The organism is Pseudomonas sp. TH08 (assembly GCF_016651275.1).
GTDB lineage: Bacteria > Pseudomonadota > Gammaproteobacteria > Pseudomonadales > Pseudomonadaceae > Aquipseudomonas.
In genome coordinates this window covers 702,623-719,144 of sequence record NZ_JAEKEE010000002.1, presented here as the reverse complement: position 1 = coordinate 719,144, position 16,522 = coordinate 702,623, and the positions used below count along the sequence as shown (strand labels likewise).

The 16,522-nt window shown below is 58.4% G+C and carries 15 protein-coding genes; 3 read left to right on the top strand and 12 right to left on the bottom strand.

What is annotated here, in order from left to right; all coding sequences use genetic code 11:
* Positions 1 to 70: 70 nt before the first annotated feature.
* Together JFT91_RS12940 and JFT91_RS12935 are read left to right on the top strand one after the other, a co-directional pair.
* Positions 71 to 1,105 (top strand): alpha/beta fold hydrolase, encoded by a 1,035-nt coding sequence (locus JFT91_RS12940; protein ID WP_201232578.1) that lies wholly within the window; start codon positions 71 to 73, stop codon positions 1,103 to 1,105.
* 205 nt (positions 1,106 to 1,310) lie between these two features.
* Positions 1,311 to 1,769, top strand: coding sequence for a hypothetical protein (locus JFT91_RS12935; protein WP_201232577.1), 459 nt, complete (start codon positions 1,311 to 1,313; stop codon positions 1,767 to 1,769).
* A 37-nt stretch (positions 1,770 to 1,806) separates the two neighbouring features.
* On the opposite strand, the gene JFT91_RS12930 is transcribed toward JFT91_RS12935, so the two are convergent.
* The 9 genes from JFT91_RS12930 to JFT91_RS12890 form a co-directional block, all read right to left on the bottom strand.
* Positions 1,807 to 2,145, bottom strand: a complete 339-nt coding sequence (locus JFT91_RS12930; protein ID WP_201232576.1) for a GlpM family protein — start codon at positions 2,143 to 2,145, stop codon at positions 1,807 to 1,809.
* An 11-nt stretch (positions 2,146 to 2,156) separates the two neighbouring features.
* On the bottom strand, positions 2,157 to 3,485 hold the full coding sequence (gene aauR / locus JFT91_RS12925) for a two-component response regulator AauR (protein WP_201228347.1): 1,329 nt from the start codon (positions 3,483 to 3,485) through the stop codon (positions 2,157 to 2,159).
* Entirely contained in the window at positions 3,482 to 5,383 is a 1,902-nt protein-coding gene (aauS, locus tag JFT91_RS12920; protein ID WP_201228346.1) for a two-component sensor histidine kinase AauS, read from the bottom strand. The genes aauR and aauS overlap by 4 nt, the downstream gene beginning before the upstream one ends.
* A gap of 239 nt (positions 5,384 to 5,622) precedes the next feature.
* A complete protein-coding gene (locus tag JFT91_RS12915) occupies positions 5,623 to 6,357 on the bottom strand; it encodes an amino acid ABC transporter ATP-binding protein (RefSeq protein ID WP_007927141.1) in 735 nt (244 codons plus the stop codon).
* The gene (locus tag JFT91_RS12910; protein ID WP_201146921.1) at positions 6,354 to 7,025 is read right to left on the bottom strand and encodes an amino acid ABC transporter permease; all 672 of its coding nucleotides are present in this window, start codon (positions 7,023 to 7,025) and stop codon (positions 6,354 to 6,356) included. The genes JFT91_RS12915 and JFT91_RS12910 overlap by 4 nt, the downstream gene beginning before the upstream one ends.
* The gene (locus JFT91_RS12905; protein ID WP_201228345.1) at positions 7,025 to 7,771 is read right to left on the bottom strand and encodes an amino acid ABC transporter permease; all 747 of its coding nucleotides are present in this window, start codon (positions 7,769 to 7,771) and stop codon (positions 7,025 to 7,027) included. The genes JFT91_RS12910 and JFT91_RS12905 overlap by 1 nt, the downstream gene beginning before the upstream one ends.
* Before the next feature lie 192 nt (positions 7,772 to 7,963).
* The gene (locus JFT91_RS12900; protein WP_201146919.1) at positions 7,964 to 8,878 is read right to left on the bottom strand and encodes a glutamate/aspartate ABC transporter substrate-binding protein; all 915 of its coding nucleotides are present in this window, start codon (positions 8,876 to 8,878) and stop codon (positions 7,964 to 7,966) included.
* Positions 8,879 to 9,137: 259 nt separating this feature from the next.
* Positions 9,138 to 9,551, bottom strand: coding sequence for a DUF4440 domain-containing protein (locus tag JFT91_RS12895; protein WP_201232575.1), 414 nt, complete (start codon positions 9,549 to 9,551; stop codon positions 9,138 to 9,140).
* On the bottom strand, positions 9,532 to 10,899 hold the full coding sequence (locus JFT91_RS12890; RefSeq protein ID WP_201232574.1) for an MFS transporter: 1,368 nt from the start codon (positions 10,897 to 10,899) through the stop codon (positions 9,532 to 9,534). Before JFT91_RS12890 ends, JFT91_RS12895 begins: the two co-directional genes overlap by 20 nt.
* A gap of 105 nt (positions 10,900 to 11,004) precedes the next feature.
* Here JFT91_RS12890 and JFT91_RS12885 point away from each other — a divergent pair, with 105 nt between their 5' ends.
* On the top strand, positions 11,005 to 11,892 hold the full coding sequence (locus JFT91_RS12885; RefSeq protein ID WP_201232645.1) for a LysR family transcriptional regulator: 888 nt from the start codon (positions 11,005 to 11,007) through the stop codon (positions 11,890 to 11,892).
* A gap of 231 nt (positions 11,893 to 12,123) precedes the next feature.
* Here JFT91_RS12885 and glpD read toward each other — a convergent pair whose 3' ends face one another.
* The 3 genes from glpD to glpK all read right to left on the bottom strand — a co-directional run bounded on the left by glpD (position 12,124) and on the right by glpK (position 16,481).
* Positions 12,124 to 13,662, bottom strand: a complete 1,539-nt coding sequence (gene glpD, locus JFT91_RS12880; protein WP_201232573.1) for a glycerol-3-phosphate dehydrogenase — start codon at positions 13,660 to 13,662, stop codon at positions 12,124 to 12,126.
* A gap of 322 nt (positions 13,663 to 13,984) precedes the next feature.
* Entirely contained in the window at positions 13,985 to 14,740 is a 756-nt protein-coding gene (locus JFT91_RS12875) for a DeoR/GlpR family transcriptional regulator (RefSeq protein ID WP_007916700.1), read from the bottom strand.
* A gap of 238 nt (positions 14,741 to 14,978) precedes the next feature.
* A complete protein-coding gene (gene glpK / locus JFT91_RS12870; protein ID WP_201146917.1) occupies positions 14,979 to 16,481 on the bottom strand; it encodes a glycerol kinase GlpK in 1,503 nt (500 codons plus the stop codon).
* Between the last annotated feature and the right edge of the window lie 41 nt (positions 16,482 to 16,522).

The window sequence follows — 16,522 nt, the reverse complement described above, 5'->3', positions numbered from 1 at the left end:
TGTGGCAGCGCGCTTGAACAAACTTCATCAGACTCGCGCTCTACTGGGGTTCTGCGTTTCGGTGTTTTTCATGCACAAGGTGTTTTTATCAGTCGCGGCCATGTTGGCCGCGCTTTTGTTCGGTGCGCCGTCGATGGCGGCAGCGCGTTGCGATGTCAACGTGCCGACCGAGCACGTCGATCTGCAACAAGTCAGCATCGCTTATCAGAGTATTGGTCGCGCGTCGGATCCGGCGTTGCTGCTGGTGATGGGCCTGGGCGGGCAATTGATTCACTGGCCGGATGAGGTGGTAGTCGCGCTGTGTCAGCAGGGCTTTCGGGTGATCCGTTATGACAACCGCGATGTCGGTCTGTCGACCTGGCGCCAGGCCCCGCTTGAGGCCAATCTGACCTTTGAAGTGCTGCGCTACAAACTTGGGCTGCCGGTGGCGGCGCCGTACAGCCTGACTGACATGGCCAACGACGCGCTGGGCCTGATGTCGGCGCTGCACGTCGAGCAGTTTCATGTCCTCGGCGCGAGCATGGGCGGGATGATCGCCCAGCACATGGCGGCGATGGCGCCGCAGCGGGTCGAGAGCCTGACGCTGATCATGACCACCTCCGGCGCTGAAGGCCTGCCGGCACCGAGTGCCGCGTTGGTGCAACTGCTATCCCGTCGCGGCGCGCCGAATCGCGAAGTTGCGCTGGAGCAGCAAGCTGATCTGCTGGCGGCGCTGGGTAGCCCGTCGGTGACGGATGACCGCCAGGCATTGCTGCATCAAGCGGCATTGTCGTATGACCGCGCGTTCAATCCGGAAGGCGTGAAGCGGCAGATCATGGCGATCCTCGCCGAACCGAGCCGGGTGGCATTGCTTAACCAGTTGCGCGTGCCGACGCTGGTGGTGCACGGCACGGCGGATCCGTTGCTGCCGGTGATGCACGGTGTGCACCTGGCAGCGCATATCCGCGGCAGTCAATTGAAGCTGATTCCGGGGCTGGCGCATCGTTTTCAAGAGGCGTTCAAGGAACCGTTATTGGCGGCGGTGTTGCCGTATTTGCAGCAGCACCGAGAAGACACTTCGCATTGGGCGCAGATTGAGCCGGTAATGGGCACTGGCCTTTTGTAATAAACAGCCTGTGATCTATTAGTTGTTAACGAGCTTGTGCTCTGCAAGTCAGTAGCTGTATTTGGGTTAAATTGAATCAAAGGATCTTTTGATATTCGTAATGAGTCTTTCAACCTGTAATTTCTGACAGTGGCTAAAGGCAAGTCGTCAACATATTCTTGGCTTATGTTCCCGCTAAGCGGGATTGATAATGCGGAGAATAAAAATGAAGCGCCAATGCGATGGTTTCGTTGTTTTAGCACTTGTTGCGATATTTTCACTGAATGCCGGCTTTGCCATTGCCGACGAGTTTGACGATCAGCAGGCCGCCTGGGAGAAGGAGAAGGCTGCAGAGGCAGCTGAAGTGGCAGCGTGGGAGGCCAGTGGCAAGCCAAAACCTGATACACCTTGTCAAACAGCCTGGAAAAGCAATAGCGCAAATCATAGCTGTATTTCATCCACTATCTCGGATGAGCCTAATGATCAATGCAGGTTTACAAGTATTTCCTGTCCGAAGGCCGGTACATCACCCACCGATGATTGGTCGGAGAGTAAAAGGGGTGAATTTTCAACTACCCATGTGAATACATCAATCGTTTATGAAGGTTTATTGGTACCGATCAGTGTGGTTGGCAAATACAATAATTGTGACGGGAAATTAACAGTTGATGACTGCAATAAATAAATAGATCTGTGCATATTGATTGAGGTCTTGACAACAGTCATGCGTGAACTCGTACCCAAACGGTGACGAGCACAGTGGCGGCCATCAACCACGCGACGGCCGCGACGGCCAACGAAGCTTCCAGCCGCATCCGATCCACCATCACGTACAACGTCGCCAGATACACAAAATACGGAATGATCGACCACATCCCGAACACGATCGTGGTCTTCAAATCCTCAATCGAACGTCCCTTGCCGACGATGTAATGTGCAATCAGCGCAAACGTCGGAAACAACGGCACCAATCCCGCGATGTAATAGTTTTTGGTCTTCGACAGCGCCGCGATGATCAGTACCACCGCTGCGCCCAGCAAGGCTTTGAAAAACAGATCCACGTGGTTCTCGCTTAATGGCTCAGGCCGTATTTTTTGACTTTGTCGAACAGCGTGGTCTTGGCCATGCCCAACTCAAGACTCGCCTGGGTCAGGTTGCCGCCGCTGCGTTGCAGGGCGTCGCTGAGCAGGTTGCGCTCGAACGCTTCCACCGCTTCGGCAAAGCCCAGGCCTTGTCCGCCGCTGTTGGCACCGGACTTTTTGAACGCCGGCAGGCCAAGGGCAAAGCGTTCGGCGACGTTGCGCAGTTCTCGCACGTTGCCCGGCCAGTCGTGGCTCATCAGGTTGGATAGCGTCTGGTTGTCCAGGTCCGGCAAGGCGCGGTCAAAACGCAGCGCCGATTGCTGTGTGAAGTGTTCGAACAGTTGCAGGATGTCTTCGCGGCGCTCGCGCAACGGTGGCAGTTCCAGCGTCACCACGTTGAGGCGATAGTACAAGTCGCTGCGGAATTCGCCGGCCTTGCTCGATTCGTCGAGGTCGGACTTGGTCGCCGCAATCACCCGGCAATCGACCGCCACGCTTTGGTTCGAACCGAGGCGTTCGAGGGTGCGCTCCTGTAACACGCGCAGCAGTTTGATCTGCAAGGGCAGCGGCATGCTTTCCACTTCGTCGAGGAACAGCGTGCCGCCGTCGGCGTGTTCAATCTTGCCGATCCGGCGTTTGCCAGCGCCGGTAAAGGCGTTGGCTTCGTGGCCGAAAATTTCACTTTCGAAAAGGTTTTCCGGCAGACCGCCGCAGTTCAGTGCGACGAACTGCTTGCTGTGGCGGCGACTGAAATCGTGCAGACAACGCGCGACCAGTTCTTTGCCGGTGCCGGTTTCACCTTCGATCAACACGTTAGCCGAAGTGTCGGCGACGTTGGCGATCAGCTCGCGCAGGTTCTGCATCGCCGGCGAACGGCCGATGATGCGTCCTTCAAGGGAATCACGCTCGGCCAGTTGCCGACGCAACGACGACACTTCGCGAGCCAGGCTGCGTTGCTCCAGCGCGCGCCGTGCGACATCGACCAGACGTTCCGGTGAGAACGGTTTTTCCATGAAGTCGTAGGCGCCTTTCTGCATCGCGCCTACGGCCATGGAAATGTCGCCGTGGCCGGTGATCAACACCACCGGCAGGCTGCGATCGCGTTGCTTGAGACGCGTCAGCAGTTCCAGGCCATCGATGCCCGGCAGGCGAATGTCACTGATGACGATGCCGGCAAAGTTGTCGCCGACCTTCTCCAGCGCCTCCTCGGCACTGCCGACGCCGACGCAGGGAATGTCTTCAAGGGTCAGCGCCTGTTGGCAGCCGAGCAGCACATGGGGGTCGTCTTCGACGATCAGCACACTAAGGTCGGGGTTCATATTGGCTCGGCAGGAGTAGGGCTTACCAACGGTAAACTGAGGACGAAGGTGGTGCCACCGCTGGCCGGGTGTTCGACACCCAGATGCCCGCCGGTGGCGGCCGCGAGGCTGGCAGAAAGGGTCAGGCCAAGGCCCAGGCCTTGCTCACCGGGTTTTGTGGTGAAGAACGGCTCGAACAAATGCTTGCGCGCTTCGGCATCGACGCCGTGGCCGTTGTCGCGCACGCGCAGGCGGTATTTGCCGTTGAACTCTTCGCCCTCCAGCCACAGTTCCGGGTGCGGCTGCGCCTGCATGGCGTCGAGGGCGTTGCCGATCAGGTTGATCAAAATCTGTTCGAGGCGTGTCTGGTCGATCAGCAATTGCACATCGATAAATTGCCGGTGAATTTGCAGCGGCGAGTGCTCCAGCCGTGCGCCGAGCAGTTGCAGCGCGGCGTCCACGGCTTTGCCGAGGCTGGCCTGACCGTGATTGTCACCGCGCCGGGCAAACGAGCGCAGGCTGGCGGTGATTCGGCCCATGCGGTCGATCAGTTCGTTGATGGTCTTCAGGTTGGTACTGGCGATGTCGAGCTGGCCGCGCTCAAGAAAACGAATGGTGTTGCCAGACAAGGTGCGCATTGCCGCCAGTGGCTGGTTCAATTCGTGGGCGATGCTGGTCGACATCTGGCCGATGGCGGCGAGCTTGCCGGCCTGCACCAGCTCATCCTGAGCACGGCGCAAGGTCTCTTCGGCCTGACGGCGTTCGCGGATCTGGCTCTTCAGCCGCTCGTTGCTGGCGCGCAGGTCGGTGGTGCGTTCGGTAATCCGACGTTCCAGTTGATTGTTGGCTTCCTGCAAGGCTTCGCGGGCGGCGAGGCGGGTGGCGATGACCTTGCGCCGCTCGTTCCAGGCGATCAGCAGGAACGCCACCAGCGCAAAGGCGACGGCGACCAGAATGCCTTGGTTGATCGCCTCGCGGCGCAGATCCTGCAACGGCGTCAGCAGAGTGAAATTCCACGGTGTATCACTCAGCGGCCGGGTCTGCGCCAGATAGCTGATGTCGTCCTCGTCCGACTGCACTTCGCTGTTGGCCGGAAACGTGAGTTTCTCCACGCCTTCGGACAACGTTTCGCGGGCCAGCGGTTGCAGTTCGTTGAGCGGAAACCAGTAGTACTGCAGGCTGCGGGCGAGTTTTTCTTTGGTTTCTTCGCTCAGCGGAACCACTGACTTGAGTCGGCGGGCAGGGTCGCTGGAGAGAATGATGATGCCGTTTTCGTCGCTGACGAAGGCTTCAAGGCGCGCCCGCTGCCAGCGTTCTTCCATGGCTTCGAGGCGCACCTTGACCACGGCGACGCCGACGATCTTGCCGTGCTCTTCGAGACCGTGGGCGAGGTAGTAGCCGGGCTCGCCGTTGGTGCTGCCGATGCCGTAGAAACGTCCGGGTTCGCCGCGTATGGCTTTTTGAAAGTAGGCACGGAAGGACAGGTCTTCACCGAGGTAACTGTCGACATCGCGCCAGTTGCTGGTGGCCATGACGCGGCCAGTGGTGTCCATCACGTAGATGGCCCGACTGCGGCTGCGCCGGTTCAGGCCTTCAAGGTAATCGTTGACCGTTTGCCGGTGCTCCGGGGTCGGGTCGGCCAGCAACTGCGGCACACTCGTTTCGAGTTCCAGCAGGCTGGGCAGGTAGGTGTATTTGCTGATCTCGCTTTCGACCGCGCGGGCGTTCAGTTCAAGCTGGCGCTGGCCGTTTTCACTGAGGCTGCGAATGCCAAAGTGTTCACTGATCAAGAAGCCGGCATAACCCAATCCGACCATCAGGATGATAATCAGCGGCGGCAGGAACAAATGACGAATCAGACGGGGCTTCACGGCAAGTGATGGCGGCGCGGCGCGATAGAGATTGGGGTCGCATTTCATCACAGATGCCTTGGGTCAACCAGCGCTGCTGCGGACAGCACGCTGGTTTGGTCGAGCGCGGAACCTGTGGTGAGGGGATTTATCCCCGATCGGCTGCGAAGCAGTCGTCAAACCATTGCACGCGGTTTGACTTTGGAATGCAGGGGGCCGCTTCGCAGCCCATCGGGGATGAATCCCCTCGCCACAAGGGACTCATTGTCAATCAGCCCGCCCCCATAGCCGGGGGCGGGGAGTTGCTTTTAGTGCTGCAGGATTTTCTCGAGGAAGTGCTGCGCGCGTTCGGAGCGGGCGTTGATGTCGCCGAAGAATTCCTCTTTCGGGCAGTCTTCGATGATCTTGCCGGCGTCCATGAAAATCACCCGGTCGGCCACTTTGCGCGCAAAGCCCATTTCGTGGGTCACGCACATCATGGTCATGCCTTCGTGGGCCAGTTGCACCATCACGTCGAGCACTTCGTTGACCATCTCGGGGTCGAGCGCAGAAGTCGGTTCGTCGAACAGCATGACGATCGGGTCCATCGCCAGCGCACGGGCAATCGCCACACGCTGTTGCTGACCACCGGACAGTTGCCCCGGATGCTTGTGGGCATGCGCCGACAGGCCTACGCGCTCAAGCAGTTGCAGACCTTTCTTGGTCGCCTCTTCCTTGCTGCGGCCCAACACCTTGATCTGCGCGATGGTCAGGTTTTCGGTGATGGTCAGGTGCGGGAACAGCTCGAAATGCTGGAACACCATGCCGACGCGCGAACGCAGTTTCGGCAGGTTGGTTTTCGGGTCGGCAATCGAGGTGCCGTCGACGACGATGTCGCCTTTCTGGAACGGCTCCAGCGCGTTGACGCATTTGATCAGGGTCGATTTGCCCGAACCGGACGGGCCGCAGACCACGATCACTTCGCCTTTTTTGACCTCGGTGCTGCAATCAGTCAGTACCTGGAAGTCGCCATACCACTTGTTGATGTTCTTGATAGAGATCATACGGCAAACCTTTTTTGCAGACGCTTGACCAGCAGCGAGGCGGCAAAGCTGATTGTGAAGTACACGAGACCTGCGAAGATCAGGAACTCATTCGAGCGGCCAATGATGTCGCCACTGGCGCGCGAGGCGTTGAGGAAGTCGACCAGGCCCACGGTGTAAACCAGCGAGGTGTCCTGGAACAAAATGATGCTCTGCTGTAACAACAGCGGGGTCATCTTGCGGAACGCTTGCGGCAGGATGATCAGACGCATCATCTGGCCGTAGCTCATGCCCAGCGCTTGGGCTGCGCCCATCTGGCCCTTGGGAATCGACTGCACGCCGGCCCGGACGATTTCGCAGAAATACGCCGCTTCGAACATCATGAACGCCACGATGCACGAGGTGAACGCGCCAATCGGGGTGTCTTCGCCGGTGATCCAGCGCAGCACGAACGGCACTGCCAGATAGAACCATGTGATCACCAGCAGCAACGGGATCGAGCGGAAATAGTTGACGTACGCGCCGGCCAGTCTGGACAGCAGTTTGTTATGCGACAGACGACACAGCGCGAGAATGGTGCCGAGAATAATCCCGCCGACCACGCCCATGGCCATCAGCTTGAGGGTCATCACCATGCCATTCCACAAACCGGGAATGGCCGGGACGATGCCACTGAAATCGAATTCCATTATTTACCCCCCACGGAGATCAGGCCGGGCACGGAAACTTTCTTCTCGACCACGCGCATCAGCAGCATCAGGCTCATGTTCAGGGTGAAGTAGATCAGGGTCGCCAGGGTGAAGGCTTCGAACAGGTTGGCCGAGAACTCGGCAGTCTGTTTGGTTTGCGCGAGCAATTCCATCAGACCGATCAGCGAGGCCACGGAGGAGTTTTTGAACACGTTCAAAAATTCCGAGGTAAGCGGCGGAATGATGATCCGGTAGGCCTGGGGCAGCAGCACGTTCCAGTAGATCTGCGGCAGCTTGAAGCCCATGGCGCGGGCGGCCGATTCCTGGCCACGCGGCAGCGCCTGGATACCGGTGCGCACTTGTTCGCAGACCCGTGCGGCGGTGAACAGGCCAAGGCACACGACAACGCTCAGGTAGGCCGAGGTGGTCGGGTTGAGATCCTGCTTGTACCACTCTTGCAGATCCGGCGGCAGCAGGTCGGGCACCAGGAAGTACCAGATGAACAGCTGAACCAGTAGCGGCACGTTACGGAACAGCTCGACGTAGCAAGTCGCAATGCCCGCCACGAGGCGGTTCGGCACGGTGCGCATGACGCCCAGTATCGAGCCCAGCAGCAGGGCGATGATCCAGGCCACGATGGCGATGGCAATGGTCCAGCCCAGACCGGAGATGAACCAGTCGAGATAGGTCTCGCTGCCCACGCCGGTGGACTTGAAGAAAACGCCCCAGTCCCAGTTGTAATTCATTAGGGTCTCCCCTCGATTCGATCGATGTACAAGTGCCCGCCTGGGGAAGATCCATTCCCACCTGATCTTGAGGATCAGGCACACGCGATCGGCTCGACAGCCACCGGTTCGAGTGTTTCCAAAAAGTACCAGCAGGGAGTGACAAGCTCCTGAAAGGGCGGCGCCCCTTCAGGAGATAAGGTTAGTCAGAAATCAGGCTTTCTTGTCGTCGGCCGCTTTGTCGGTCGGCTCGGCGATCAGCTTCTTGAGCTCGTCGCTCATCGGGAAGTTCAGGTTCAGGCCTTTTGGCGGAATCGGCTGCATGAACCATTTTTCGTAGATCTTGTTGATCGCGCCCGACTTGTAGGTCGCCACGATGGCGTCATCGACAGCCTTTTTGAACGGCTCGTCGCCTTTGCGCACCATGCAGCCGTAGATTTCATAGGACTGAGGAGTACCGGTCACGGCCCAGTCATCAGCCTTTTTGGCTTTGGCAGCTTCGCCAGCCAGCAGGGCGTCGTCCATCATGAACGCAACGGCACGACCCGATTCCAGCATCTGGAAGGACTCACCGTGGTCTTTGGCGGAAATGACGTTCATGCCCATCTGCTTGTCGGCATTCATCGCCTTGAGGATGCGCTCGGACGTGGTGCCGGCGGTGGTCACGACGTTCTTGCCTTTCAGGTCATCGAAATCCTTGTACTTGGAGTCTTTCTTGGACAGAAGACGGGTACCGATTTCGAAGATGCCAACGGAGAAGTCAACTTGTTGCTGACGCTCGACGTTGTTGGTGGTGGAACCGCACTCGACGTCCACGGTGCCGTTCTGCACCAGCGGGATACGGGTTTGCGAGGTTACCAGGTTGTATTTGACCTGCAGGTTTGGCAGGTCGAGGTCTTTCTTGATCGCTTCGACGATGGCCAGCTGGATGTCGTGGGAGTAGCCGACCGGTTTGCCGGACGCATCAGCGATGTAGGAAAAAGGAATAGAGGCGTCGCGATGACCCAGAGTGATGGTGTTCGACTCTTTGATCTTCTTCAGGGTGCCGGTGAGCTCGGCGGCGAAAACTGGCGTGCTGATCAGAGCGGCAGCAATGGCTGCGCCCAGGATATGGGGAACGATGCGCATCAAATTTTCCTCGAATTGTTTTTTTTATGGAGCCAGTTCGTCGGCCCTTTTGTGCTTCGAATGCCTGACGGCTCCTGAAGTGTTGGCACAGCAGGCATTCGTCGAGAGAGTGTAGAGCATGAGTCGTGCCAGACCAGTCTGATGTAGTTAAGTGGATGATTTATAACGTTATTAAAGTTTTGTGATGGTTTGTTTGGGCATAACTGATCCGGTTTACCGAATCGACCGGGAAGTCGCGTTCGGAAAACCGAACGAGCTTTCAGCCTTTGTGTGCAGTGAAGGCAGTTTCATGCAGGTACTGCCACTCAACGTGTTCTGCCCGAATGCGCAGAATCGCCACCGAGACACGTGAGCTGAGGTGTTCGCCCTGACGATGGGTTTCGGTATAGCTCAGCGCAATCGTCTCGCCTTCCTGCCAGACGGTGTGCAGATCGTTGATGACGATCTCAAGCCCCGGCCTGCCACCCACGTTTCTCCTGAACAGCTGTTCGACCTGCGCTCGATCAACCGTCACCCCCGCGGTGGTGACCATGCTGAAGTGCTTGGCGAAGGCGTCCATCAGCGGTTCGATGGTGGCTGCGCCGCTGCCGTCGGTATCGTTAAACACGCGATGAATCAATTCATGCACGTGGTGAATGCTGTGTTGCGCTTGTTCAATCGGGTGGTTGTTCATGGTTTGCCTTTGCAGGGTTCAATTGACTCATCAAAAATAGCGGGAACAGCCCGACCAGCGCCGCAATCGCAAACGTCGCGTGGTAGGCCGAGGGGCTGTCGAACGGTTTGAGCAGCAGGTTGAAGATCATCAGAAACAGTGCAGCGCCGAGGCTGAACGACAACTGCCTGTTGATGTTCCAGATCACACTGGCCTTGTGTGTATCGCTGCCGTTGAAATCCATCAGTGAAGTGGTTTGCGCGGTGTTGGCGCCGATGCCGCCGCCAATGCCCATCAGGCTGTAGGCGATAACGATCAGCCACAGATCGGTCGGTGCATTCACCCGCGTCAGGGTGACGATGCCGCCGCTGTGCAGCAGCATGCCGAGGGTGAACAGGCGCCTGGCGCCGACGCGGTTGTAGACCCGGCCGCTGATCGTCATCGCGATGAACGCACCGATGGCATAGACGATCATGAATGTTCCGGTCAGCCGGGCGCTGAAATGCAGGGTGTTCTGCAGGAAGAACATGCTCAGCAGATTGACCCCGGTGAACACGCCGGGAATCGCGTAATAGATGAAGATCGACGTACTGAGCTTTGTGCTGTTGAGCAGGCTCAGGTCGATGATCGCGTGGCGCGACTGGCGGTAATGGCGCAGGTACAGCCCGATAAACAGCAGGCCTGCTGCGATGCAGGCCATGGCCAGCCATGTTCGGGAGTCGCCGCCATATAGCGACATGCCCAGCAGCAGGCTGGCGAGTGCCGCGCTCACCAGCAGCAGGCCTTTGATGTCCGGACGTGGCAAGTGAGTTGGTTTTGCTTCCTTGATCCACCACCACGACAACCCGGCGGCGATCAGCGAGAACGGCACATTGCTGTAAAACACCCAGCGCCATGAGCTGCTGTCGACGATGAGACCGCCAACCGTCGGTGAAATCGCCGGAGCAATCAGCGCAACGGCCATCACCAGCGTGGAGATTTTCGCTCGCTGCTCACCCTGAAACAGATTGAACGTCAGCGCCTGCCCGACCGGTATCAACAGACCGCCACCAATGCCTTGCACGAAACGCCAGATCACCAGTTCCGCGAAACTGTTCGCCAGCCCGCACATCCACACCGCCAGGCTGAACAGCAGCATTGAAGCGGTGAGAACCTCCCGGCTGCCAAAACGCGCGGCCAGCCAGGTGCTCACGGGAATGATCAGGGTCAGTCCGAGAATGTAGGCGTTGGCGACCCACGCCACGGACGAGCTGCTGACGTGCAGCGTTGCCGACAGGCTGGGCAAGGCCACGGCCGACATGAAGATATTGATGCAGTCGATGAAAAAGCCGATCAGGAAGATCGACGCGACCTTGTAGCGATAACCCATGGTGTTTCCCCTTTGTCGGCGAGCTTAGGGGCGATAGACTCCGGGCGTCGATGCAATGGGGCTGAACACAATGTTTGAAGGGATTTGACAGTGAATCAGGGCGCCATGCACGGGCATTTGAATCGGGTCCAGACGTTTCTCGCGATCGTCGATCTGGGGTCGTTCACCAAGGCTGCGGATTACCTGAATATCAGCAGGGCGATGGCCAGCCTGCACATCAAGGCGCTGGAAGAGGCGTTGGCCACCACGCTGCTGATCCGCACGACCCGATCGGTAGCGCTGACGGAGACCGGTCAGAGCTTCTACAACGAGTTCAAGGAAATCGTCGCGGACATCGACAGTGCCTTTGATAACGTCTTGAAGGGCAGTAACCGGGTGTCTGGCAAGTTGCGGATCAGTTCGACCAGTGAGTACGGCGAGAAATACATCCTGCCGCTGATCCCGTTGTTTTTGCAGACCTATCCGCAGATCAGGCTGAGCTACCACGTCAACTCTTCATTGAATGACCTGGTGGCGGAGAAGCTTGATCTGGTGATTCGTCTGGGCCGACTGGCGGATTCGGCGTTCAAGAGCCGCAAGATCGCTGACTATGAAATCGTCCTGGTCGCCACCGAGGAATTTCTCGGCCGTCATCCGGTGCGCGAGCCACAGGACCTGAGTGGTGTGCCATGGATCGCCAACAGCAATTTGCAGACGCCGACTCAGTGGCTAATGCGCGATGAGCGAGGGCAGGGCGTCGAGGTCAGCGGTGTGCATCACTTCGAAACCAATTCTTCGGCGGCGATGCGCTCGATGGCGCTTTCTTCACTCGGCGTCTCGGTGCTGCCGAAGTGGTTGATCGAGGATGACCTTGCCAGTGGACGGTTGATCCGATTGTTGCCGGAGTATTCGTTACCGCTGCGCTCGATCAATGTGGTGTTTCCCAACACGGCGCACTTGCCGCACAAGTCGCGGGTGTTTATTGATTTTCTGCTGCTGCATCTGGGGAGCTGACGCCGACCATTGTTTTTTGTGAACGGCACATACCTTGTGGCGAGGGGATTTAGCGAAACGTCGCACCGCCCCGATGGACTGCGCAGCAGTCCTCGCTTTTGCATTTATTTGAAGGAGGGGGCGCTGCGCGCCCCATCGGGGATAAATCCCCTCGCCACAGGGTTAGGTTCAGTCCATAAAAAAGCCCCTGAACCTTGCGATTCAGGGGCTTTCGTTTAAGCAATGTTCAAATCACGCCGCTTCGATCTTGCTACGGTTCTGTTCGACCTGACCCAGGTATGCGGCCAACTTATCTTGCTCTGCCGGCGTAGTGAACAACCCCAACTTGCTACGGCGCCACAGAATGTCGTGCGCCGTGGTCGCCCACTCTTCGCTGCACAGGTAATCGACTTCACGGGTATAGAGCCCGCCGCCAACGTGTTCGCCCATGTCGGCAAGGGTCTCGACACCTTCGAGCATGCGCCAGGTGCGGCTGCCGTACGTGGTAGACCAGCGACGGGCAATCTCGGTTGGCACGAAGTCGAACTTGTCGCGGATCAGCGCGCTCAAGGCCTGCGGTGTGGTCATGTCTTCGCCGCCCGGCAGGGTCGCCGTCGCGGTCCAGCTCGGGCGCATCTGGGTGAAGAACGGCATCAACTGCGCCATCGCCGACTCGGCGAGTTTGCGGTAGGTGGTCAACTTGCCGCCGAACACTGACAGCAGCGGCGCTTCTTCCGTACTGCCCGACAGTGCCAGGGTGTAATCGCGGGTGACAGCCGACGGGTTGTCGGATTCGTCGTTGCACAGTGGACGTACGCCCGAGTAGCTGTGCTGAATGTCGTCGCGGCTGATCTGTTTCTTGAAGTGGGCGTTGACCACTTTCAGCAGGTAATCGGTTTCGCCGTCGGTGATTGCCACTTTCGCCGGATCACCAGTGTATTCACGGTCGGTGGTACCGATCAGGGTGAAGTGGTTCAGGTACGGAATAGTGAAAACGATGCGCTGATCTTCATTTTGCAGAATGTGCGCGTGATCACCTTCGTACAGTTTCGGCACGATGATGTGGCTGCCCTGAATCAGACGGATGCCGTACGGCGATTCCATCTTCAGGTCATCACGGATGAACTTGGCGACCCATGGGCCGGCAGCATTCACCAACGCTTTGGCAGTGATCGAAAACAGGCTGCCGTCGGCACGTTCCAGGTTCAGGTGCCACAGACCTTTGGCGCGACGGGCGCTGACGCAACGGGTTTGGGTGTGCACGTGGGCGCCTTTTTCCCGGGCGGCCATGGAGTTGAGTACCACGAGGCGGGCGTCGTCGACCCAGCAGTCGGAGTATTCGAAGCCTTTCTTGATTTCGCTTTTCAGTGCGCTGTCGGCGCCAAACTTGAGGCTTTTCGAACCTGGCAGTTTTTCGCGCTTGCCGAGGTTGTCATAGAGGAACAGGCCGGCACGAATCATCCACGCCGGACGCAGATGCGGACGGTGCGGCAGCACGAAACGCATTGGCTTGACGATGTGCGGCGCCTTGGCCAGCAGCACTTCGCGCTCGGCCAGCGCTTCACGTACCAGACGGAATTCGTAATGTTCGAGGTAGCGCAGGCCACCGTGGATCAGCTTGCTGCTGGCCGACGAGGTGTGGCTGGCCAGATCGTCCTTTTCGCAAAGGAACACCGAAAGACCGCGACCGGCGGCATCCGCTGCGATCCCGACACCATTGATCCCGCCACCGATCACGGCGATATCGTAGATCTCGGAGAGTGGGGGCGTACGCAAGGTAGAGGTGGACATCGGCTGGCCTCGGGCTCTTTTGATTTTCTATATTGGAAATCGAACATTAATGTTCATTTGCGAAAATGGTAGCCCATAAAGACGCGCACAGCCAGTCGCGTTCGATTGAAAAAACTCATCGAAGATCAAAAAAAGGAAAATTTTCGAACATTAGTGGTGAAGAGGAGCCATTGTGGCGAGGGGATTTATCCCCGATGGGCCGCGTAGCGGCCCCTCAATCAACTACCGTGGGGTATCAGGCACACCGCATTGGGTGGTTTTGGGACTGCTTCGCAGCCCATCGGGGATAAATCCCCTCGCCACAGGGGAATGTTGAACGGGGTTAAACGACTTCGAGGCGAATCTTGTGCTGGCTCAACAATTGCGCCAGCGCCGGCACCGGCTGCTGATCGGTCACCAGGCAATCAATCAGACTGATCGGCCCAAGTCGAATCATCGCATTACGTCCGAACTTGCTCGAGTCCGCCGCCAGAATCACCTGCCGTGCATTGGCAATGATCGCTTGGGAAACCCGTACTTCCTGATAATCGAAGTCGAGCAGACTGCCGTCTTCATCAATCCCGCTAATCCCGACCAGCGCGAAATCAACCTTGAACTGATTAATGAAATCCACGCTCGCCTGACCGACCACGCCACCATCGCGGCGCACATTGCCGCCGGTCAACAGCACGTCGAAATCATCCTTGGCGCTAAGCATCGACGCCACGTGCAGGTTGTTGGTGATGATCTTCAGGTGATTGTGATTGAGCAGGGCGCGGGCAATCGATTCGGTGGTGGTGCCGATGTTGATGAACAACGAGGCGTGGTCGGGGATCTGCGCGGCGATGGCTTCACCGATGCGTTGTTTTTCATCGCGCATCTGATCGGCGCGCATCGCATAAGCGGTGTTTTCGACGCTGGAGTCGTAGGCCGCGCCGCCATGGTAGCGACGCAGTAAATTGGCTTCCGCGAGCTGATTGATGTCGCGGCGGATGGTTTGCGGGGTAACAACGAACAGCGTGGCCATTTCCTCGATGCTCACATAGCCGCGTTCGCGGACCAGCTCGAGGATTTGCTGCTGACGGGGAGGCAGATTCATGGGGCTTCCTTTGGGCTGCCGTGCAAAATTTGCCCATGATGCCGCAGGAATCCGCTCCCGACCAGTTTCCAAACAACGTGAAAGCTACTGCGCTCGGCCATCCTGCGTTAAAAACAGGCTCGGACTGCTCATTTACAAACCCGTAAACTCCGCGTCCTCGCCTGTTTTTGCCTTGGCTTGCCTTCGCTCGCTACGCTTTCACGCTGTTTGGACCGCTTTAGCCAGTCCTAAGGTTGGCTTATTCAGCGTCTTCACGCGCCCAGTCACGGGTACGGCTGACGGCTTTTTTCCAGCCTTTGTACAGTTTCTCTTTCTCGACTTCGTCCAGGCTCGGCTCGAACTCGCGCTCGATCACTGCCTTGCCGCGCAGTTCTTCCAGGCTGCCCCAGAAGCCGCACGCCAGACCGGCCAGATAGGCCGCACCCAGTGCTGTGGTTTCGCGCATTTGCGGGCGCTCGACCTGGGTGCCGAGGATGTCGGCCTGGAACTGCATGAGGAAGTTGTTCGCTACCGCGCCGCCGTCCACGCGCAGGGCTTTGAGGCGTTCGCCGGAGTCCTGTTGCATGGCGTCGAGGACGTCACGAGTCTGGTAGGCGATCGATTCCAGCGCGGCGCGGATGATGTGATCAACGCGCACGCCGCGAGTCAGGCCGAACAGCGCGCCACGGGCATACGGGTCCCAGTAGGGAGCGCCCAGACCGGTGAAGGCCGGCACCAGGTACACGCCATTGCTGTCCTTGACCTTGCTGGCGAAGTATTCGGTGTCGTGAGCGTCGTTGATGATCTTCAGTTCATCGCGCAGCCACTGCACGGTCGAACCGCCGTTGAATACCGCGCCTTCCAGTGCATAAGCCACTTCGCCACGCGGGCCGCAAGCGATGGTTGTGAGCATGCCGTGCTGGGATTTCACCGCTTTGTCGCCGGTGTTCATCAGCAGGAAGCAACCGGTGCCGTAGGTGTTTTTCGCCTGACCCGGCTCGACGCACATCTGGCCGAACAGTGCCGCTTGCTGGTCGCCAGCGATACCGCCGATGGCGATGCCGCTCTTGGTGCGACCATAGATTTCCGAGGAGGCTTTGACTTCCGGAAGCATCTCGCGCGGGATATCGAGGATCTCCAGCATCTTCGAATCCCACTCCAGCGAGTGAATGTTGAAGAGCATGGTGCGCGAGGCGTTGGTGTAGTCGGTGACGTGAACTTTGCCGCCGGTGAATTTCCAGATCAGCCAGCTATCAACGGTGCCGAACAGCAGTTCGCCGTTGCGCGCACGTTCGCGGCTGCCTTCGACGTTGTCGAGGATCCACTTGAGTTTGGTGCCGGAGAAGTACGGGTCGGTGACCAGGCCGGTGGTGTCTCGGATGTAGTCTTCGTGGCCGTCGCGCTTGAGCTGCTGGCAGATCTCGGTGCTGCGGCGGCACTGCCAGACGATCGCGTTGTAGACAGGGCGGCCGGTGGTCTTGTCCCAGACTACGGTGGTTTCACGCTGGTTGGTGATGCCGATGGCAGCGACCTGATCATGATGCAGACCCGCCTGGGCCAGCGCCTCAACCATCACGGCGCTCTGGGTGGCGAAGATTTCCATCGGGTCATGTTCGACCCAACCGGCTTGCGGATAGTGCTGGGCGAATTCGCGCTGCGCGGTGCAGACCACGTTCGCATCGCGGTCAAAAATGATCGCGCGTGAGCTGGTCGTACCCTGATCGAGGGCAATGATGTAGTTCTTATTCTGAATGTCGGTCATGTCGATTGCCTTGGACGAAATAAGGGAGAGTGGGCCGTGGC